The organism is Streptomyces sp. JLBJ103, from assembly GCF_058215575.1.
Window position 1 is genome coordinate 5,171,508 of the sequence record NZ_CM177089.1, and the last position, 19,719, is coordinate 5,191,226.

Consider the following 19,719-nt stretch of genomic DNA (forward strand, 5'->3'; position numbering starts at 1 on the left):
GAGGTGAATCATGCTCAAGCCCCTCAAGAGCGCCTTCACGGCTGCCGGCGTGACCGTGGCCGCCGCAACCATCGCGGGCCTGTTCGGCGGTGCGGCGTACGCCTGCGGCGACAACCACCACAACCAGCACCACAACGGGCGGCACGCGCAGCACGACAACAGGCACGGCCACGACCATCACGGCCACAACAACCACCACGAGCACCACGGCCGTTACTGACACCAACGGCCGCTGCGCCCGGTCGCGATGACACCAGCGCCCACGGCCTCCGGGGCCGCTCGGCCCCGTCGCCGTGGTGCCGCGCCGCTTGGCTACGTACGACACCGCGGGCCGGGCCCAACAGGACCCGGCCCGCGGTGGTCGTCGGTGGCGTCAGCTCGCCGCTGCGGCGTCCGCGGCCTGGGCCTTCAGGGCGCGCTCCACGCCCGCGCGGGACTCGATGACCAGGCGGCGCAGGGCCGGGGTGGGGTCGGCCGAGGCGAGCCAGGCGTCGGTGGTGTCCAAGGTGGCCTGGGAGACCTGGAGGGTCGGGTAGAGGCCGACCACGATCTGCTGGGCCATCTCGTGGCTGCGGTTGTTCCAGATGTCCTTCACCGCGGCGAAGTACTTCTCCGTGTACGGCGCGAGCAGTTCCCGCTGATCGGTCTGGACGAAGCCGCCGATCACCGCCTCCTGCACCGCGTTGGGCAGCTTGTCGCTCTCCACGACCGAGGCCCACGCCTCCGCCTTGGCCTCGGGTGTCGGCCGCGCGGCCCGAGCGGTCGCCGCGTGGCGCTCGCCCGCCGAGGTCTTGTCGCGGTCCAGCTCCGCGGCGACGGCCGCCTCGTCGGCCCGGCCGGTGGCCGCGAGCCGCTCCAGCAGCGTCCAGCGCAGCTCGGTGTCGACGGCCAGGCCCTCGATCGTCTCGGTGCCGTCCAGCAGCCCGGCGAGCAGGTCCAGCTGGGCGTCGGTGCGCGCGGTGGCGGCGAACGCCCGTGCCCAGGCGAGCTGGTGGTCGCTGCCGGGGGCCGCGGCCCGCAGGTGGTCGAGCGTGGTCTCGGTCCAGGTGGCCAGGCCGGTCGGCCGCCAGTCCGGTGCCGCGTACAGCTCCAGGGCCAGCTTGACCTGGCGGTGGAGCGACTGGACGACACCGATGTCGGACTCCTTGGCGATGCCCGACCGCACCAGCGACAGATAGTCGCGGGTGGCCAGTTCGCCGTCCCGGGTCATGTCCCAGGCCGAGGCCCAGCACAGGGCGCGCGGCAGGGAGGCCTCGAAGTCGCCCAGGTGCTCGGTGACCACGGCGAGCGAGTCCGGGTCGAGCCGGACCTTCGCATACGACAGGTCGTCGTCGTTGAGCAGGATCACCGCGGGGCGCTTGCTGCCGGTCAGCCGCTCCACCTCGGTCAGCTCACCGTCCACGTCCAGCTCGATCCGGTCGGAGCGGACCAGCTTGCCGGTGGCGTCCAGGTCGTACAGGCCGATGGCGATGCGGTGCGGCCGCAGGACCGGCTCGCCGGTGGCGCCGGCCGGCAGCGCGGGGGCTTCCTGCCGGACCGCGAAGGAGGTGATGGTGCCGACGGCGTCCGTGGTGATCTCCGGGCGCAGCACATTGATGCCCGCGGTCTCCAGCCACTTCTTCGACCAGGTCTTCAGATCGCGGCCGCTGGTCTCCTCCAGCGCGCCGAGCAGGTCGGACAGTCGGGTGTTCCCATAGGCGTGGCGCTTGAAGTACGCCTGGACGCCGGTGAAGAACTCGTCCATGCCGACGTAGGCGACGAGCTGCTTCAGCACGCTCGCGCCCTTGGCGTAGGTGATGCCGTCGAAGTTGACCAGGACGTCGTCCAGGTCACGGATCTCGGCCATGATCGGGTGGGTGGACGGCAGCTGGTCCTGCCGGTAGGCCCAGGTCTTCATGGAGTTGGCGAAGGTGGTCCAGGCGTGCGGCCACCTGCTGCCCGGGGCGTGCGCCTGGCAGGCGATGGAGGTGTAGGTGGCGAACGACTCGTTGAGCCACAGGTCGTTCCACCACTCCATGGTGACCAGGTCGCCGAACCACATGTGGGCCAGCTCGTGGAGGATGGTCTCGGCACGCGTCTCGTACGCCGCGTCCGTCACCTTGGACCGGAAGACGTACTGGTCGCGAATGGTGACCGCGCCCGCGTTCTCCATCGCGCCCGCGTTGAACTCCGGCACGAAGAGCTGGTCGTACTTGGCGAACGGGTACGGGTAGTCGAACTTCTCCTCGAACCAGTCGAAGCCCTGCCGCGTCACCGCGAAGATCGCGTCGGAGTCGAGGAACTCGGCCAGCGAGGGACGGCAGTAGATGCCCAGCGGCACCGAGCGGCCGTCCTTCTCGTAGGAGCTGTGCACGCTGTGGTACGGGCCGACGATGAGGGCGGTGATGTACGTGGAGATCCGCGGCGTCGGCTCGAAGTGCCAGACGTTGTCCTTGGGCTCGGGCGTCGGCGAGTTGGAGATCACCGTCCAGCCCTCGGGCGCGGTCACGGTGAACTGGAAGGTGGCCTTCAGGTCGGGCTGCTCGAAGCTCGCGAAGACCCGGCGCGCATCCGGCACCTCGAACTGTGTGTAGAGATACGCCTGTTGGTCGACGGGGTCGACGAACCGGTGCAGCCCCTCACCGGTGTTGGTGTACGCGCAGTCGGCCACCACCCGCAGCTCGTTGCGCCCGGTCAGCAGAGCCGGCAGCGCGATCCGCGAGTCCGCGAACACCTCGGCCGGATCCAGCGACTCGCCGTTGAGCACCACGTCGTGCACGGTGGGCGCCACCAGGTCGATGAAGGTCTCCGCGCCCGCCTCGGCCATGTCGAAGCGCACCGATGTCACCGAGCGATAGGTGCCGCCCTCCTGCGCGCCCGAGAGGTCGAGTTCGATCTCGTACGAGTCGACGGTGAGCAGGCGGGCCCGCTGCTGTGCCTCGTCGCGGGTGAGGTTCGTTCCAGGCACCTGGCAATCTCCTTGTGTCGCGTTTCCGGCCATCCTTCCACGGACACCCCCCTCGCGGCGGTGCAATAAAGGGGGGCTGGAGTGGACGTCGGCCCGTCCGCTCCAGCCCCCCCTCGGGGCGTCTCAGCCGAGCTCGGCCGCCACCAGCTCCGCGATCTGCACCGCGTTCAGCGCGGCGCCCTTGCGGAGGTTGTCGTTGGAGAGGAACAGCGCGAGGCCGTGTTCGACGGTCTCGTCCACCCGGATCCGGCCGACGTAGCTCGGGTCCTGACCCGCGGCCTGGAGCGGGGTCGGGATCTCGGAGAGGACCACGCCCGGAGCGGCGGCCAGCAGCTCATAGGCGCGCTCCACGCTGATCGGACGCTCGAAGCGGGCGTTGACCTGGAGCGAGTGGCCGCTGAAGACGGGCACGCGGACACAGGTGCCGGAGACCTTCAGCTCCGGGATCTCCAGGATCTTGCGGCTCTCGTTGCGGAGCTTCTGCTCCTCGTCGGTCTCGTGGCGGCCGTCGTCGACGATCTTCCCGGCCATCGGCAGGACGTTGAACGCGATCGGCCGGGCGTAGACACCGGGCTCGGGGAACTCGACGGCCGCGCCGTCGTGGGTGAGCTCGGCCGCGCGGTCGGCGGTCTTGCGGATCTGGCCGTCGAGCTCGGCGACACCGGACAGACCGGAGCCGGAGACGGCCTGGTAGGTGGTGGCCACCAGGGCGGTCAGACCGGCCTCGCGGTGCAGCGGGCGCAGCACCGGCATGGCGGCCATGGTGGTGCAGTTCGGGTTGGCGATGATGCCCTTGGGGCGGTCCACCGCGGCGTGCGGGTTGACCTCGGAGACCACCAGCGGGACCTCGGGGTCCATCCGCCAGGCCGAGGAGTTGTCGATCACGACGGCGCCCTGGCCGGCGACCTTCTCGGCCAGCGCCCGGGAGGTGGCGCCGCCCGCGGAGAAGATCACGATGTCCAGACCGGAGTAGTCGGCGGTGGCCGCGTCCTCGACGGTGACCTCGCCGTCGCGCCACGGAAGCGTACGCCCGGCGGACCGGGCCGAGGCGAACAGCCGCAGCTCCTGGGCCGGGAAGTCGCGCTCCGCGAGTATCTTGCGCACCACTCCGCCGACCTGGCCGGTCGCTCCGACGATTCCGATCCTCATATCTACCCTTTTCCTTGGTCGTGCCTGTTCCGGGCGCCTACCCACCGGCCAGTGTCTCAGGCTGTGATGTAGCCCGCTCGTGACTTTCGCCCGGTCGCGCGCCGTCGCGGTCCGGGCCCGGGGCCCGCCGCGACGCCGCCGTGTTCCGCACCGGGTTCCCTCCCGGGTGAACACCGGGTGAGCGGAAGAATGCCTGCTCACATGGGTGCGGTAACCGTTTTCCGGCCCGGAGATCCACGTGTGGAGATCGGCGGCCGGCGTTGCCGTCGCGTTCACGCGCAGGCCATCCCCGCTGCCAACGATCCGGAGTGAGGGGCAGTTCCCTGCCCGCCCGCTTCCGCGTATCCACTCGGGGAGATCGCGTATGTCCCGCATACGGTCAGCCACCTCTGCCGTCGCCGCCCTCGACCGCCGTACCTTCCTGGCCGCCGCCACGGCCACTGGCGCCACCGCCGGTCTGGGGGTCGCCTTCGGGCCCGGCACCGGCTCCGCGGACGCCTCGCAGCCTCGCACGGCGGGCGCCGCGGCCGGCCGGGTGGTGGAGGCGCCCGCCGCCCCCTCCCGGGCCGGTACGACGCTCGAGACGTTCTCCGCGGCGCGCGGCGGCATCGGCTACCGCAGACTCGCCGACGGCCCGGGCTGGGCGCGTGGGGTACGGACCGACATCGTCGCGGGCAAGGGCGGCCGGGAGGACCGGCGCACCGCGCTCGCCTCCTTCGTCCAGCTCACCGATCTGCACATCACCGATGTCCAGCACCCGATGCGCTACGAGTTCCTGCGCTCGGGGCGCACCGGGGCCTGGCGGCCGCACGAGGCGCTGACCGTGGTCGGGGCCGCCTCGCTCATCGAGCGGGTCAACGGACTGCGCGGTGGACCGGTCACCGGGGCGCCGCTGTCCTTCGTGATCACCACCGGGGACAACACCGACAACAACTCCAAGATCGAGCTGGACTGGTTCCTGGCCGTCATGAACGGCGGCCGGATCACCCCCAACACCGGTGACCCCCGTCACTACGAGGGGGTCCAGAACAGCGGCATCAAGGAGTTCTGGCACCCGGACCAGGCCCTGCGCGACGCCGACAAGCAGCGCGGCTTCCCGCGGATCGACGGCTTCCTGGAGGCGGCGATGCGCACGGTGCAGAGCCCCGGACTGCGGCTGCCCTGGTACTCGACCATCGGCAACCACGACGATCTGGGCGGCGGGGTCTACTCCTTCGGCGGCGGCTATCTCGAGGAGCTGGCCACCGGCGGCCGCAAGCTCCAGATCATCCCGGCCGCCGAGGCCGCCAAGATCTACCAGGGCGAGCGCGAAGGCGCCGACCCGCGCGGCAAGGACATGAAGGAACTGCTGCGCGCCCACGCGGGCGACATGCGCAGGGTCACCCCGGACGAGCGCCGCGCGCCCTTCAGTCAGCGTGAGTACCTCGCCGCGCACCTCGACCCGGCCCACACCGGCCCCGGCCCGGTCGGCCACGGCTACACCAAGGCCAATCTGGAGCAGGGCACCCTCTACTACTCGTTCCGGATCTCGGACGACGTCATCGGCATCAGCCTGGACACCACCGACCCGGGCGGCCACTACACCGGCTCGGTCGGCACCGCCCAACTCCGTTGGCTGGAGCGGACCCTGAAGGCCCACAAGGACGACCACATCCTGGTCTTCAGCCACCACTACAGCCGCAGCATGACCAATATGAACCACGACCCGGCCCGCCCCGGTGAGGCCCGGCACGGCGGTGACGAGATCGTCGCCCTCTTCAAGCGCCACCCCCAGGTACGAGCCTGGCTCAACGGCCACAGCCACCAGAACGAGATCACCCCGCACGGCACCTTCTGGGAGATCACCACCGCCTCGCACGTGGACTTCCCCCAGCTGGCCCGGGTCGTCGAGATCGTGGACAACCACGACGGCACCCTGTCGCTGTTCACCACGCTCATCGAGGCGGCGGCCCCGCGCCGCACGGACTTCACCGACCTCTCCCAGACCGGTCTCGCCGCGCTCTACCGCGAACTGTCCTTCAACGCGCCCGGCGCCAGCCAGAAGCTCGCCGGGGACCCGGACGACCGCAACACCGAACTGCTGCTGCCCAAGGGCTGATCACCTGCACCGCCACCAGCGCGCCGCCACCACCGCGGTGTCCCTCACCGCGGCAGGACGACCACATACGGGGCAGGGTCGCGGTCGGCCGCCGCGATCAGGGCGGTGCGCACCACCGCCGCCTGATCCTCAAGACCCTCCCGCAGCTTCCGCGGGGTGACCCGCACCACCGTGATGCCGAGCTCCTCCAGATGCTCGCGCTTGCGGGCGTAGGCGCCGCGCAGGGCGTACTCGTCATGGCGCGGCGCCCGTGCGTCGATCTCCAGCGCCACCGCCTGGTCGCGCCAGTAGGCGTCCACCTCGCCGAGGCGGTGGCCGCCGGGCAGCCGCAGCTCGACGTTCCACAGCGGCTCGGGCAGCCCGTAGCCGCGCACCATGTCGTACAGCCGCCCCTCGGCGATGGCCCGGCCCTCGGCCAGCAGCGCGTCCACCGCGTCGATCACATGCGGCCGGGTCAGCAGCCGGGCCTGGCTCAGCTCCTTGACCACGGCCGTCGCCTCGCAGTGGCCGTGGCGTACGGACTCGGTGAGCAGTCTGCGCACCAGCACCGCGTCGCCGATCCGGGCGACCGCGTCGGCGAGCGCGCGGGCGACCGGAGCGGTGGGCACCCCCGCGAGATACCGGGGGCCGGGCAGGGTCTGCGCGCGGACGAACCGCACAAAGCCGGTGGCGCGCAGCCGCCGGGTGCGCGGCACCAGCACATCGACATGGTCCAGGGCGGACAGCGGGGGAGCGGCGGAGAAGTGGTGCAGGGCCAGTGCCGCGAGTCCGGTGACCATCGCCTCGCCGTACGGACCCTCGTCCCCGGCCCCGCTTCCGTCGGCCGCCGCCGTCTGGCGGCGGCTCGCGGTGTACAGCAGCGCCGCGTGCAGCCGCTCCTCGCTGGTGGCCGGACCGGGGTGGAGCAGATGGACGCCCGGCAGGATCTGCTGCCAGGGTCCGCCCTCCCGGGAGCGCTCGGCGGCGACGGCCGCGGTGACACCGTGTTCGCGTAGCTGACGGGTGGTCAGAACCCGGCGCTGGACATCGGTGAGGTGGTGGAGCGGACGGGGGGACAGCGGCGTGTTGTGGCTCATGCCCCCGCCATTCCCGCTCGTTCCACCCCACTCACCGCTGTTACCAACTCGTCGACAAACCCGGACAACACCGTCCTAAAGTACGGGAGTTCGAATGCCGAAAACGGGCCGTCAGACGGCTGCCCTTGTATCGCACTCCTGTCCGCGCAGGGCGCGCGCCAGATCGTCCCGCGCCTCCAGCACCAGCCGCCGCAGCGCGGGCGCCGCGTCCGGCCGGTCCGCCAGCCAGGCGTCGGTGGCCTTCAGCGTGGCGGCGTCGCCCTGGGTGGCCGGGAACAGACCGCGCACGATCGCCATCCCGATCTCGATCGACCGCTCCTGCCAGATGCGTTCGATCATCTCGAAGTAGCGCGGTGCGTACGGTGTCAGCAGCTCCCGCTGGGCCGGCTGGTCGAAGCCCGCGATGGTGGCCTCCACCAGGGCGTTGGAGAGCCGGTCCGAATCCACCACGGCCGCCCACGCGTCCGCCTTGACCTCCGCCGAGGGCCGCGCGGCCAGACAGCGCACCTGGTGGCGCTTGCCGGAGGCGGTGTCATCGCGGGCCAGTTCGGCCGCGATCACCGACTCGTCGGCCGCCCCGGTCGCGGCCAGCGACGCCAGGAAGGTCCAGCGCAGCTCCTGGTCGACATCGAGCCCGTCGATCCGGGCCGAACCGTCCAGCAGCCCGTGCAGCAGCCGCAGTTCGGAGTCGGCCGTGGCGAGCTGGGCGAAGAACCGCGCCCAGGCCAGCTGGTGTCCGCTGCCCGGTTCGGCGCGCCGCAGTTCGGTGAGCGCACGCTCGGCCAGCCGGGCTCCGGCCGCCTCGCGCGCGTCGGGCGCGGCGTAGTGGTGCAGGGCGGACAGCGCCCACGCCTGGACCATCTGGAGCACGCCGATGTCGGTCTCGGCCCCGGCGAAGCGCAGCACCAGCCCCAGGTAGTCGCGAGCGGGCAGCAGCGCGTCCCGGGTCAGGTTCCACAGCGCGGACCAGCACAGCGCACGGGCCAGCGGATCGCTCAGCTCGCCCAGGTGCTCGCGCAGGGTGGCCAGTGAGCCCTCGTCGAAGCGGATCTTGCAGTAGGTGAGGTCGTCGTCGTTGACCAGGACCAGGTCGGGCCGTTCGGCGCCGGTGAGCTCACCGACGACGGTACGGGGCCCGTCGATGTCGGTCTCGGCGCGGGCGTAGCGCACCAGCGCCCCCGCCTCGTCCCTGCGGTACAGCCCGACGGCGATCCGGTGCGGGCGCAGCGCAGGGTGGCTCTCGGGGGCCTCCTGGACCACCGCCAGCTCGGTGATGTGCCCGGCCGCGTCACAGGTGAGCCGCGGGGTGAGCGTATTGACGCCCGCGGTCTCCAGCCAGGCCCTCGACCAGGCGGCCATGTCCCGGCCCGAGGTCTCGGTGAGCACCGCCAGCAGATCGGACAGCCGGGTGTTGCCGAAGGCGTGGCGCTTGAAGTAGCGCCGCGCGCCCTCCAGGAAGGCGTCCTGTCCGGCGTAGGCCACCAGCTGCTTGAGCACCGAGGCGCCCTTGGCGTAGGTGATCCCGTCGAAGTTGAGCTTGGCGTCCTCCAGGTCACGGATGTCGGCGGTGACCGGGTGGGTGGAGGGCAGCTGATCGGCGCGGTACGCCCAGGACTTGCGGCGGTTGGCGAAGGTGATCCAGCCGTCGGTGAAGCGGGTGGCGCCGACCAGTGAGAAGGCGCCCATGAAGTCCGCGAACGACTCCTTGAGCCACAGGTCGTCCCACCACTCCATGGTCACCAGGTCGCCGAACCACATATGCGCCATCTCGTGGAGGATGACGTTGGCCCGCTGCTCGTACGAGGCCCGGGTGACCTTGCCGCGGAAGACGAACTCCTCGCGGAAGGTCACACACCCGGGGTTCTCCATGGCGCCGATGTTGTACTCGGGCACAAACGCCTGGTCGTACTTGCCGAACGGATACGGGTAGTCGAAGCGGTCGTGGAAGAAGTCCAGGCCCTGCTTGGTGACGGTGAAGATGTCGTCCGCGTCGAAGTGCTTGGCCAGCCCCGCGCGGCACAGCGCGCCCAGCGGGATCTCCAGGACCGAGCCGTCGGGCTGGGTACGCCGGTAGGTGTCGGTCTCGTAGTGGTACGGGCCCGCGACGACCGCCGTGATGTAGGTGGAGATCGGCAGGGTCGGGGTGAAGTGGGTGGTGGTGCCGGAGCCCTCGGAGGCCGCCTCACGGCGGGCCTCGGTGCCGTTGCTGAGCACGGTCCAGTGGTCGGGCGCGGTCACCGCGAAGGTGAACGGGGCCTTCAGGTCCGGCTGTTCGAAGGTGGTGAAGACCCGGCGGGCGTCGGCCGGCTCGTACTGGGTGTAGAGGTAGATCTCACCGTCCTCGGGGTCGGCGAAGTGGTGCAGCCCCTCACCGGTCCTGCTGTACGCGCACCGCGCGTCCACGGTCAGCTCGTTCTCGGCGGCGAGCCCGTCCAGCGCGATCCGGGCGCCGTCGAAGACGGCCGTCGGGTCCAGCTCCCGCCCGTTGAGGGTCACCGAGGTCACCGAGGGGGCCACCAGATCGGCGAACGTCGAGGCGCCCGGCTCGGCGCAGCGGAACCGCACGGTGGTGGTGGAACGGAATGTGCGCGGCCCGGGACCGGTGTGCGGCTCGACCGCGGACCGCACATCGAGCGCCACCTCGTAGGCGTCCACGGTCAGCAGCCTCGCCCGCTCCCGGGCCTCGTCACGGGTCAGGTTCTCACCAGGCACGACGCGGACTCCCTCGACCTCGTCTCGAATATCGGACAGCGCGCATCATGTCACGCCGCACTTCCCGGGGGAATCGGGGAATGGCGCCCGAGCGTGGCCGCGTTGGCGTAAGGAGAGCCCCGATATCCGTATGCGTTCCGTATGTGTCTGCGCAAGGAGAGACCGTGACCGAGACCACCAGGACTCCCGCCGACTTCTGGTTCGACCCGCTCTGCCCCTGGGCCTGGATGACCTCTCGCTGGATGCTCGAGGTGGAAAAGGTCCGGCCGGTCGAGGTGCGGTGGCATGTGATGAGCCTGGCCGTGCTGAACGAGCCCAAGCTGGACGAGCTGCCCGAGGAGTACCGCGAGCTGCTGAAGACGGCCTGGGGCCCGGTGCGGGTCTGCATCGCCGCCGAGCGGAAGCACGGCAGCCAGGTGCTCGGCCCGCTCTACACCGCCCTGGGCACCCGCTTCCACAACGAGGGCCTGGAGAAGAGCCGCGAGACGATCGTGGCCGCCCTGGAGGAGGCGGGGCTGCCCGCCGATCTCGCGGACGCCGCCGACTCCGACGCCTATGACACCGAGCTGCGCGCCTCCCACAAGGAGGGCATCGACCTGGTGGGCCAGGACGTGGGCACCCCCGTGATCGCCGTACCGGGCCCGGACGGCGAGCGCGTCGCCTTCTTCGGCCCGGTGGTGACCCCCGCGCCCAAGGGCGAGGAGGCCGCGAAGCTGTGGGACGGCACCCTGATGGTCGCCTCCATCCCCGGCTTCTACGAGATCAAGCGGACGCGGACGGTCGGCCCGATCTTCGACTGAGCCGTGACCGAGCTGCCGTCCGCGGACGGCGGGGCCCCGCGCGAGTCGACCGCGCGGGGCCCCTTTTCTCCGCCTGCCAGGTGTTCGGTGAGAAGACGATCACGCAAGCAGGGGGTCTGTCATGGCGCGAGCAGCAGGTTGTTCGCGCGCTCCTTGGCGGCCGTGTAACGGCGCGCCACGTCCTGCCAGTTGACCACCTTCCACATGGCCTCGATGAAGTCCACCTTCTGGTTCTTGTACTGGAGGTAGAAGGCGTGCTCCCAGGCGTCGAAGACCAGGATCGGCACCGAGCCCTGTCCGACGTTCCCCTGGTGGTCGTAGACCTGCTCGACGATCAGCCGCCCGCTCACCGGCTCGTACGCCAGCACCCCCCAGCCGGAGCCCTGGGTGGTCGCGGACGCCTTGGAGAGCTGGGCCTTGAACGCCGCGAAGGACCCGAAGTGCTCGGTGATGGCGTCGGCCAGCTCGCCCACACCGTCCTTCGCCAGCGGCTCGCCGCCGCCGTCACCGGTCATGTTGTGCCAGTAGATGCTGTGCAGGATGTGGCCCGACAGATGGAAGGCCAGGTTCTTCTCCAGGCCGTTGATCGCGCCCCACTGGTCCTTGTCCCGCGCCTCCGCGAGCTGCTCCATCGTGTCGTTCGCGCCCTTGACGTACGCGGCGTGGTGCTTGTCGTGGTGCAGCTCGATGATCTCGGGGCTGATGACCGGGGCCAGCGCCGCGTAGTCGTACGGAAGTTCAGGAAGTGTGTAGATGGCCATGCGAGCCCTCCGGGACCGGCTTAATGCAATTGACTTGCAACTGCACAGTATCAGCAAGAACGTTTTCCGCCGGGCGGGACGGGATCTCCGGGCCAAAAGAAGGAGGCGGGGTGGGTCCTCGGACCGAGGACCCACCCCGCCTCCCAGCGGGAATCACGGGATCAGGCGTTGCGGGACACCGCCCGCTGGCGGACATAGCCGATGATCGCCAGCGTCACCGTCAGCCCGGCCGTCGCGTACAGCTGGCTGCGGGTGTCGGCCTCGCGCAGCATCAGCAGCAGTACGCCGATCGTCGCGGCCAGCGCGATCCAGGTGAGGTAGGGGAACAGCCACATCTTCACCACCAGCTTCTCCGGCGCCTCGCGCTGGAGCTTGCTGCGCATCCGCAGCTGGGCGGCGGCGATGAAGGCCCACACCACCAGCACCGCGGCGCCGACCATGTTGAGCAGCCACTTGAAGATGGTGTCCGGCCACCAGTAGCTCAGCAGCACCGCCACAAAGCCGAAGAAGGACGAGGCGAGCACGGTGAGCCGGGGGACACCACTGCTGACCTTGCCCAGGAAGGCCGGGCCCTCACCGCGGGCCACCAGCGAGTACGACATCCGGGAGGCGCCGTAGATGTTGGCGTTCATCGCGGAGAGCAGGGCGATGAGCACGATGACGTTCATGATGTTGCCGGCCGCGGGGATGTCGAGGTGGTCCAGGACCGCCACGTACGGGCCGTTGGTCAGGATGGCCTTGTCGTCCCAGGGGATCAGCGTGACGACCACCAGCATCGAGCCGACGTAGAACAGGGCGATCCGCCACATCGCGGTGCGCACGGCCGAGGCGACGCTCTTGACCGGGTTCTCGGACTCGGCCGCGGCGATGGTCACCGTCTCCAGGCCGCCGTAGGCGAAGACCGAGGCGAGCAGACCCACCACCAGGCCGTCCATACCGTTGGGCAGGAAGCCGCCGTCGCCGGAGAGGTTGGAGCCGCCCGGGGCATCGGTGCCCGGCAGCACACCGGCTATCGCCAGGGCGCCCAGGACCAGGAAGAGCGTGATCGCGGCGATCTTCAGCGCGGCGAACCAGAACTCGAACTCACCGAAGTTGCTGACCGCGGCCAGGTTGGTGCCGCAGAAGACCGCCATGAACAGGGCGACCCACATCCAGGAGTCGGTGCTCGGGAACCACTGGACCATGATCCCGGCGGCGCCGATCGCCTCGGCCGCGATGCCCACGCACAGCAGCACCCAGAACATCCAGCCCGCGGTGAACCCCGCCCACGGCCCGATCGCCCGCTCCGCGTGCACCGAGAAGGAGCCCGAGGCCGGGTTGGCGGCCGACATCTCGCCCAGCATCCGCATCACCAGCATCACCAGCAGCCCGGACAGGGCATAGGCGAGCACGATGGAGGGGCCGGCGGCGGCGATACCGGCGCCGGAGCCGACGAACAGGCCCGCTCCGATCACGCCGCCGAGGGCGATCATCGACAGATGGCGCTGCTTGAGCCCGTGGGAGAGCGCGGGCGAGGCAGGTGTGCCCGCGCCGGTGTCCTCCATGTCGCGCTGTGGCGCGGAGGACGCAGGTGTCCGGTTCATGTGGTCTTCTCTGTCCCTTGGATGGGGGCGAACGTCTGTCCCTCTGGTGGGGGCGGACGGATGCAAAACGAACTCAGTGTGGGGGGAGTGTCCGGTGAGGACAACACCTCGAGCTGGATTGTCTGGATACCGGACGTCTCAGTGACGCTCCGTATCGCGGCGCTATGCCAGAAGCCGCCAAGCGCCGGGTCCGCCCTTTGTGGTCAACCGACGGTGATCGGGGCGGTCGCGCCGGGTTAGCGTCGGTTTACTTGTCCACCCCCCGCTGCACCACCTCTCACCTGGGAGCTTCGCTGATGAGCACCGCTTCGCCCGCCGCCTCGACCGGTACGGTCCTCGCGGACGTGGTCTTCCCCGCCCGCTCCGCCCGCGCGGCCGGTCTCCCCGACCGGCGCACCCTGGCCCGTGACGCCGCGCTGGTGCTCGGCGGCGCCGCGTTCACCGGGCTGGCCGCGCAGCTGTCGGTGCCGGTCCCCGGCTCGCCGGTGCCGGTGACCGGCCAGACCTTCGCCGCCCTGCTGGTGGGCACCTCGCTGGGCGCGGGGCGCGGTTTCGCGTCCCTGCTGCTGTACGCCCTGGTCGGTATGGCGGGTGTGCCGTGGTTCGCCGAGGGCGGCTCCGGCGCCGCCGCCCCGTCCTTCGGCTATGTGCTGGGCATGCTGCTGGCCGCGACCGTCGTGGGCGCCCTGGCCCGGCGCGGCGGCGACCGCGGGGTGCTGCGCACCGCCGGCACCATGGTGGTCGGCTCCGCGATCATCTACGCGGTGGGCGTCCCCTACCTGGCGCTGGCCGCCGACATCTCGCTCTCCCAGGCGGTCGCCGCCGGGCTGACCCCGTTCCTCATCGGGGACGCCCTGAAGGCGGCGCTGGCGATGGGGGCGCTGCCCGCCGCCTGGAAGCTGGTGGGCCGCCGGGGCTGAGCCGGTACGCCTCGCCGTGTTCGCGGGGCAGTACGGCGCCCCACGGGACACAGGCGCCGCACAAACGGAGCCGGGGCCCGCACCAGCGGATGGTGCGGGCCCCGGCTCCGTTTGTGCGGCTCGTAGGCACCCGAAGTCCCGGTGGACCGGGAGGCGGCTTACGGGGCCACGGACTCCTTGGCACGGCTCTCGGCGCCGTCCACCTGCTGCTGGGGCGACAGCTTGTCGCGGACCAGGGCGAAGGCCACCACCAGTGCGGCCACCAGCGCGGAGAGGATGACCTGCTCGCGCCCGTCCTTGTCGGTGAGCATGTAGACCAGCACGAACGAGATCATCGCGATGGTCGCCCAGGTCAGGTACGGGAACAGCCACATCCGGACGACCAGCTTCTCCGGGTTCTCGCGCAGGATGATCCCGCGCATCCGCAGCTGGGTGAAGCAGATGACCAGCCAGACGAAGAGCGCGACGGCACCCGAGGAGTTCAGCAGGAAGTCGAAGACCGTGTCCGGCCACTGGTAGTTGAACCAGACGGCGATGAAGCCGAAGACGACCGAGCCGAGGATCGCGGCCTGCGGCACACCGCGGGAGTTGGTCCGGCCGAACGCGGCCGGGGCGTCGGCGCGCTGGCCGAGCGAGAAGGCCATCCGGGAGGCGGTGTAGAGGCCGGAGTTCAGGCAGGAGAGCACCGCGGTCAGCACGATGACGTTCATGACCTGTCCGGCGTGCGGAATGCCGATGGACTCCAGCGAGGCCACGTAGGAGCCCTTGTCGGCGATCGCCTTGGAGTCCCAGGGCAGCAGGGTGACGACCACGAAGATCGAGCCCAGGTAGAAGACCGCGATACGCCAGATCACGCTGTTGGTGGCCTTGGAGACGGCCCGCTGCGGGTCCTCGGACTCACCGGCGGCCAGGGTGACGATCTCGCTGCCCATGAAGGAGAAGACGACCAGCAGCACACCGCTGAGGATCGCCCCCGGCCCGTTCGGCAGGAAGCCACCGTGGTCGGTCAGATGGGCCAGGCCCGCGCCCGGGTTGTCCGAGCCCGGCAGGACGCCGAACACGGCCAGTCCGCCGATCACGATGAACGCCGCGATGGCGACGACCTTGATGCCCGCGAACCAGAACTCGAACTCACCGTAGGAGGCGACCGAGACCAGGTTGGTGGCGGTGAGCACGACCATCACGATCAGTGCCCAGGCCCACTGCGGAACGGCCGGTACCCAGCCCTCGAGGATCACCGCGCCCGCGGTCGCCTCGACGGCGAGCACCACGACCCAGAAGAACCAGTACAGCCAGCCGATGGAGAAGCCCGCCCAGCGGCCGAGCGCCCGGTCCGCGTAGGCGGAGAAGGAACCGGAGGTGGGGTTGGCGGCGGCCATCTCGCCGAGCATCCGCATCACCATGACGACCATCAGGCCGACCAGGGCGTACGAGATCAGAATGCCGGGTCCCGCCTTGGCGATACCCGCGCTGGAGCCCACGAACAGGCCGGCGCCGATCACACCGCCGATGGCGATCATCGACAGATGTCGGTTCTTGAGTCCGGCCTTCAGACTGTCGGGGGAGCCGGGGCCGGTGTCGCCGGGCCTCTGCTGCTCCGCGGGGGTCGCGGGTTGTGCGCTCATGGACTCGATTCCTTTGCTCTCGGGTTACGAGCGTCGCCAGTGAATCTCAGGAAGACGGATTGAAGAACCTTTGATTCCGGATTGTTACCTGAGCTTTCCATGAGGTTCCTTGGTATAGGCGAGGGTTTTGCGGTCGTCTACCCGGCGCGGCAGGGGCTGCACGCGCGTGTCACACTCAGGACATGCGCGTGTACCTCGGTTCCGACCATGCCGGTTACGACCTCAAGAACCACCTCGTGGAGTGGCTCAAGGCGGGCGGGCACGAGCCCGTCGACTGCGGCCCGCACATCTACGACGCCCAGGACGACTACCCGCCGTTCTGTCTGCGTGCCGCTGAGCGGACCGCCGCCGACCCCGACAGCCTGGGCGTCGTGATCGGCGGATCGGGCAATGGTGAACAGATCGCTGCCAATAAGGTCAAGGGGGTCAGGGCCGCTCTCGCGTGGAGTGAGCAGACCGCCGCGCTCGGTCGCGAGCACAACAACGCCAATGTGATCAGCGTGGGCGCCCGGATGCACACGGAGGATGAGGCGACCAAGTTCGTCGAGATCTTCCTCAACACCCCGTACTCGGGTGAGGAGCGTCACACCCGCCGGATCGAGATGCTCTCCGCGTACGAGACCACCGGCGAACTGCCCCCGATCCCGGCCCACCACCCCGATCACGCCTGATGCCCGAAGGGCACACCATCCACCGGCTGGCCGCCGACCACCTCGAGCGGTTCGGCGGCCGGCCCGTCCGGGCCAGCAGCCCCCAGGGCAAGTTCGCCGACGGCGCCGCCCTGATCGACGGACAGCCGCTGCACCACGCCGAGGCCCACGGCAAACACCTCTTCCTGGACTTCGCCGGCACCGGCTGGGTCCATGTCCATCTCGGCCTCTTCGGGAAGTACGGCTTCGGCCCGGCCCCCGCCCCGCCGCCCACCGACACCGTCCGGCTGCGGCTGGCCAACTCCGGGGCCTACGCGGATCTGCGGGGTCCGACCGCCTGTGCGCTGATCACCGAGGACGAGAAGCGGGCGGTGCACGACCGGCTCGGTCCCGACCCGCTGCGCCCGGAGGACGACGGCGAGCGTGCCTGGGACCGGATCTCCCGCAGCCGGGCCAGTGTTGCCGCCCTGCTGATGGATCAGAAGATCGTCTCCGGGGTGGGCAATGTGTACCGCGCGGAGGTGCTGTTCCGGCACGGCATCGACCCGTACCGCCCCGGCCGCGGGCTCACCCGCGCCGAGTGGGACGCGATCTGGGCGGATCTGGCGGAGTTGATGCGCGAGGGCGTACGGAACAACCGGATCGACACCGTCCGGCCCGAGCACACCCCCGAGGCGATGAGCCGCCCGCCGCGCGTGGACGACCACGGCGGCGAGGTCTACGTCTACCGCCGCGCCGGGCAGCCCTGCCACATCTGTGGCGGCGAGGTCCGCACCGCCGACCTCGCCGCCCGCAATCTCTTCTGGTGCCCCGGCTGTCAGCGGGCCTGAGCGCCCCGTCGGCCGCCTCAGAAGCCGTGGGGGAGCCAGGGGGCCCGGGTGCTCAGGAAAGCGGCCGACGCCGCCTCCAGGGCCCCTTCACGCGCCTCCCGCACCCGGCCCGCGGCCGCCAGGGCGTCCAGCGACACCCCGCCGAGGTACGCCGCGCCCAACTCCCGGACGCCGAGCCGGAGATCGGGGGCGTCGGAGGTGCGGGCGCACGAGGCGCCCTTGGCGTCGCCGGTCAGCCGCCAGCGCCCCTCGTTCCAGGGGCAGAAGGGGTCGGTGACCTCCAGCACGACATCCAGCGGCGCGGTGTACGCCCGCGCCTCCAGCGCCGCGCCCACCTCCACCAGCCGTACGTGCAGCCGGTCCTTCAGCCGCACCTGGCACCGCCGGATGTCCGAGACCAGGTGCTGCCAGGGGTCGTCGACCGGACGGCCTTCGGTACGGATGACCGAGGTCAGGTCGATCTCGAACAGGAAGCGCCACAGCGCCGCGTGGGACGCCGGGTCCAGGGCGTCCAGATCGCGCAGCAGGACCATGCCCTTGGGCCCCGCCAGGTCCCAGTCCGCCTTGACGGCGAACCGCGCGTACCCGGTGACCTCGCCGCCCGACTCGGCCAGCACACAGCGCAGCGGGGACGCCCCCTCGCGCTCACCCGGCGGGTCGAGCACCGGCAGCCGCTCCCAGCCCGGGAGGCGCTCCAGCATGCCCGGCCGGGTGGGCACCAGCCGGGCGTAGACCGCCTCGCAGACCGCGGCCCCGTCGGCCGGGGCCACCTCCCGCAGGGTCACCGCGTCGGTGCCGTCGGGGACGGACAGCCGCACCCGGTCGGTGTCGATCTCCGCGTACAAGTTCTGGGTGGCGATGCCGTAGCCGAACCGGCCGTAGATGTCCGGTTCCGATGCGGTCAGCACCGCCAGCGGCTCGCCCGCCGCGCGGATGTCGTCCAACTGGCGTCTCATCATGGAGCGCAGCACTCCGCGCCGCCGGTGGGTCGGCTGCACGCTGACCATGGTCACACCGGCCGCGGCCACCGACGCCCCGCCGGGAACCGTCATCCGGAAGCTGAACAGCCCCGCGGTACCGACGAGGTCCTCGCCGTCCCACACCCCGAGTGACCGCTCGCATTCGGTCAACTCCCGCCAGAGCGCGATTTCCTCGGGCGCTTCGGGAACTCCGCCGAATGCGAGGAGCAGCTTTCCGTACCAATCATCCCAAATCGCAGGATCGAGCACGCGTAGCGCAGTCGTCATATTCCCATCTCTAGCAGCGGTTTCCCGTACACGCGAACGAATTTCGCTTATGATTGCCCCCCTGCGCGGGTGGTTCGACGCGCCACGAATCGACGCGCGTCCAAACGGGTGGGTAGGGTCCCGGTGCAATGACAGGCGGCGTGGACACTCCGATGGCCCGGGTGCGCAGAGCACTGCACCGGGCTCGCACAGCCGTGCGCAAAGCCGGAGTGGACTATTTCCGCGGTGAGGGCTCCGACCGGCTGGCCCTGGCCGTGCTGCTGCTCGGCGTCCCCGCCATCGCCTGCGGCACCATCGCCCAGCCCGACTGGTGCGCCCCCTCCGCCCTCGTCCTGCCCATCGTCGCGGGCGGTCTGCTGCTGCGCCCCGCCAGTCTGCTCGCCCTCTACGCGGCCGCCGCCACCGCCCTGATCGTGGAGTCCGCCGTCCTCGGCCCCTACACCGAGGAGGACGCCTCCTCCCGGGTCACCCCGGGCACCATCCTGGTCGTCGCCGCCGTCGGCTTCTTCGGCCTGCTGATCGCCCAGTTCCGCAGCCGGGTCGGGGTGCCCTGGCGGCGCGGCGGCACCATGCTGTTCGACCTGCGCGAGCGCATCCGCGTACAGAGCAAGCTGCCCGGACTGCCGCGCGGCTGGCACCGTGAGATGGCACTGCGCCCGGCCGGCGGACAGTCCTTCTCCGGCGACTTCGTGGTGGCCGCCCGCACCAGCGGCGGACGCACCCTCGAGGTCGTCCTCACCGACGTCTCCGGCAAGGGCATGGACGCCGCCTCCCGCGCCCTGCTGCTCTCCGGTGCCTTCGGCGGTCTGCTCGGCTCCCTGCCGCCGCACGGCTTCCTCCCGGCCGCCAACGGCTATCTCCTCCGGCAGGACTGGGACGAGGGCTTCGCGACCTCCGTCCACCTCGTCCTCGACCTCGACAGCGGCGACTTCGAGTTGTTCTCCGCCGGGCACCTCCCCGCCCTCCAACTCAGCGCGGGCACCGGCAAATGGGAGGAGAAGGCCGCCGACGGCCCGCTTCTGGGCGTCTACGACGGTGCCCAGTTCGACCCCACCAAGGGCACGCTCCGCCCCGGCGACGTCCTGATGCTCTTCACCGACGGCCTCGTGGAGACCGCCGACCGGGACATCAGCGAAGGCATCGACCGCCTCACCGGCGAGGCCGACCGCTATGTCTCCTCCGGCTTCCAGGGCGCGGCCTGGCATCTGATCGAGACCGTGGCCAAGGACGTCAACGACGACCGCGCGCTGCTGCTGATCTGCCGCGAGTAGGACGGCCCCCCAGGTCACCGGGGGTTAGCCCCACCCCGTACACACCGGAA

General features: G+C 70.7%; 15 protein-coding genes. 7 read left to right on the plus strand and 8 right to left on the minus strand.

The features are described 5' to 3' along the window. Nucleotides 1-10 precede the first annotated feature (10 nt). A complete protein-coding gene (locus AC4BEG_RS22805) occupies nucleotides 11-220 on the plus strand; it encodes a hypothetical protein (RefSeq protein WP_490701603.1) in 210 nt (69 codons plus the stop codon). Nucleotides 221-373: 153 nt separating this feature from the next. Here the strand turns inward: AC4BEG_RS22805 and pepN (AC4BEG_RS22810) are convergent, their stop codons facing one another. Continuing rightward, complete coding sequence (gene pepN, locus AC4BEG_RS22810; RefSeq protein WP_490701604.1) at nucleotides 374-2,947, minus strand: aminopeptidase N; 2,574 nt, start codon at nucleotides 2,945-2,947, stop codon at nucleotides 374-376. A gap of 123 nt (nucleotides 2,948-3,070) precedes the next feature. Then, a complete protein-coding gene (locus AC4BEG_RS22815; RefSeq protein WP_490701605.1) occupies nucleotides 3,071-4,096 on the minus strand; it encodes an aspartate-semialdehyde dehydrogenase in 1,026 nt (341 codons plus the stop codon). Between the two features lie 364 nt (nucleotides 4,097-4,460). On the opposite strand from AC4BEG_RS22815, the gene AC4BEG_RS22820 reads away from it, so the two are divergent. Beyond that, complete coding sequence (locus AC4BEG_RS22820; RefSeq protein WP_490701606.1) at nucleotides 4,461-6,194, plus strand: TIGR03767 family metallophosphoesterase; 1,734 nt, start codon at nucleotides 4,461-4,463, stop codon at nucleotides 6,192-6,194. Between the two features lie 44 nt (nucleotides 6,195-6,238). Here AC4BEG_RS22820 and AC4BEG_RS22825 read toward each other — a convergent pair whose 3' ends face one another. Next, complete coding sequence (locus AC4BEG_RS22825) at nucleotides 6,239-7,270, minus strand: hypothetical protein (RefSeq protein WP_490701607.1); 1,032 nt, start codon at nucleotides 7,268-7,270, stop codon at nucleotides 6,239-6,241. Between the two features lie 111 nt (nucleotides 7,271-7,381). Continuing rightward, on the minus strand, nucleotides 7,382-9,982 hold the full coding sequence (pepN, locus tag AC4BEG_RS22830; protein WP_490701608.1) for an aminopeptidase N: 2,601 nt from the start codon (nucleotides 9,980-9,982) through the stop codon (nucleotides 7,382-7,384). A 164-nt stretch (nucleotides 9,983-10,146) separates the two neighbouring features. Between pepN (AC4BEG_RS22830) and AC4BEG_RS22835 the strand changes: the two genes are divergently transcribed. Further along, on the plus strand, nucleotides 10,147-10,782 hold the full coding sequence (locus tag AC4BEG_RS22835) for a mycothiol-dependent nitroreductase Rv2466c family protein (RefSeq protein ID WP_490701609.1): 636 nt from the start codon (nucleotides 10,147-10,149) through the stop codon (nucleotides 10,780-10,782). A 119-nt stretch (nucleotides 10,783-10,901) separates the two neighbouring features. On the opposite strand, the gene AC4BEG_RS22840 is transcribed toward AC4BEG_RS22835, so the two are convergent. Together AC4BEG_RS22840 and AC4BEG_RS22845 are read right to left on the minus strand one after the other, a co-directional pair. Further along, nucleotides 10,902-11,543: a superoxide dismutase gene (locus AC4BEG_RS22840; RefSeq protein ID WP_490701610.1), complete on the minus strand. Its 642-nt coding sequence runs from the start codon at nucleotides 11,541-11,543 to the stop codon at nucleotides 10,902-10,904. A 161-nt stretch (nucleotides 11,544-11,704) separates the two neighbouring features. Continuing rightward, on the minus strand, nucleotides 11,705-13,126 hold the full coding sequence (locus AC4BEG_RS22845) for an amino acid permease (RefSeq protein ID WP_490701611.1): 1,422 nt from the start codon (nucleotides 13,124-13,126) through the stop codon (nucleotides 11,705-11,707). A 296-nt stretch (nucleotides 13,127-13,422) separates the two neighbouring features. On the opposite strand from AC4BEG_RS22845, the gene AC4BEG_RS22850 reads away from it, so the two are divergent. Next, nucleotides 13,423-14,046, plus strand: coding sequence for a biotin transporter BioY (locus AC4BEG_RS22850; RefSeq protein WP_490701612.1), 624 nt, complete (start codon nucleotides 13,423-13,425; stop codon nucleotides 14,044-14,046). Between the two features lie 158 nt (nucleotides 14,047-14,204). Here AC4BEG_RS22850 and AC4BEG_RS22855 read toward each other — a convergent pair whose 3' ends face one another. Beyond that, nucleotides 14,205-15,671 carry an amino acid permease gene (locus AC4BEG_RS22855; protein WP_490701613.1) on the minus strand — a complete coding sequence of 489 codons (1,467 nt, stop codon included), beginning with the start codon at nucleotides 15,669-15,671 and terminating at the stop codon, nucleotides 14,205-14,207. A 182-nt stretch (nucleotides 15,672-15,853) separates the two neighbouring features. On the opposite strand from AC4BEG_RS22855, the gene AC4BEG_RS22860 reads away from it, so the two are divergent. Then, the gene (locus AC4BEG_RS22860) at nucleotides 15,854-16,342 is read left to right on the plus strand and encodes a ribose-5-phosphate isomerase (protein WP_490701614.1); all 489 of its coding nucleotides are present in this window, start codon (nucleotides 15,854-15,856) and stop codon (nucleotides 16,340-16,342) included. Continuing rightward, a complete protein-coding gene (locus tag AC4BEG_RS22865) occupies nucleotides 16,342-17,151 on the plus strand; it encodes an Fpg/Nei family DNA glycosylase (RefSeq protein ID WP_490701615.1) in 810 nt (269 codons plus the stop codon). The genes AC4BEG_RS22860 and AC4BEG_RS22865 overlap by 1 nt, the downstream gene beginning before the upstream one ends. A gap of 17 nt (nucleotides 17,152-17,168) precedes the next feature. On the opposite strand, the gene AC4BEG_RS22870 is transcribed toward AC4BEG_RS22865, so the two are convergent. Beyond that, nucleotides 17,169-18,398 (minus strand): GNAT family N-acetyltransferase, encoded by a 1,230-nt coding sequence (locus AC4BEG_RS22870; protein ID WP_490701616.1) that lies wholly within the window; start codon nucleotides 18,396-18,398, stop codon nucleotides 17,169-17,171. Between the two features lie 128 nt (nucleotides 18,399-18,526). Here AC4BEG_RS22870 and AC4BEG_RS22875 point away from each other — a divergent pair, with 128 nt between their 5' ends. Then, complete coding sequence (locus tag AC4BEG_RS22875) at nucleotides 18,527-19,669, plus strand: SpoIIE family protein phosphatase (RefSeq protein ID WP_490701617.1); 1,143 nt, start codon at nucleotides 18,527-18,529, stop codon at nucleotides 19,667-19,669. The last annotated feature ends 50 nt before the right edge of the window (nucleotides 19,670-19,719 follow it).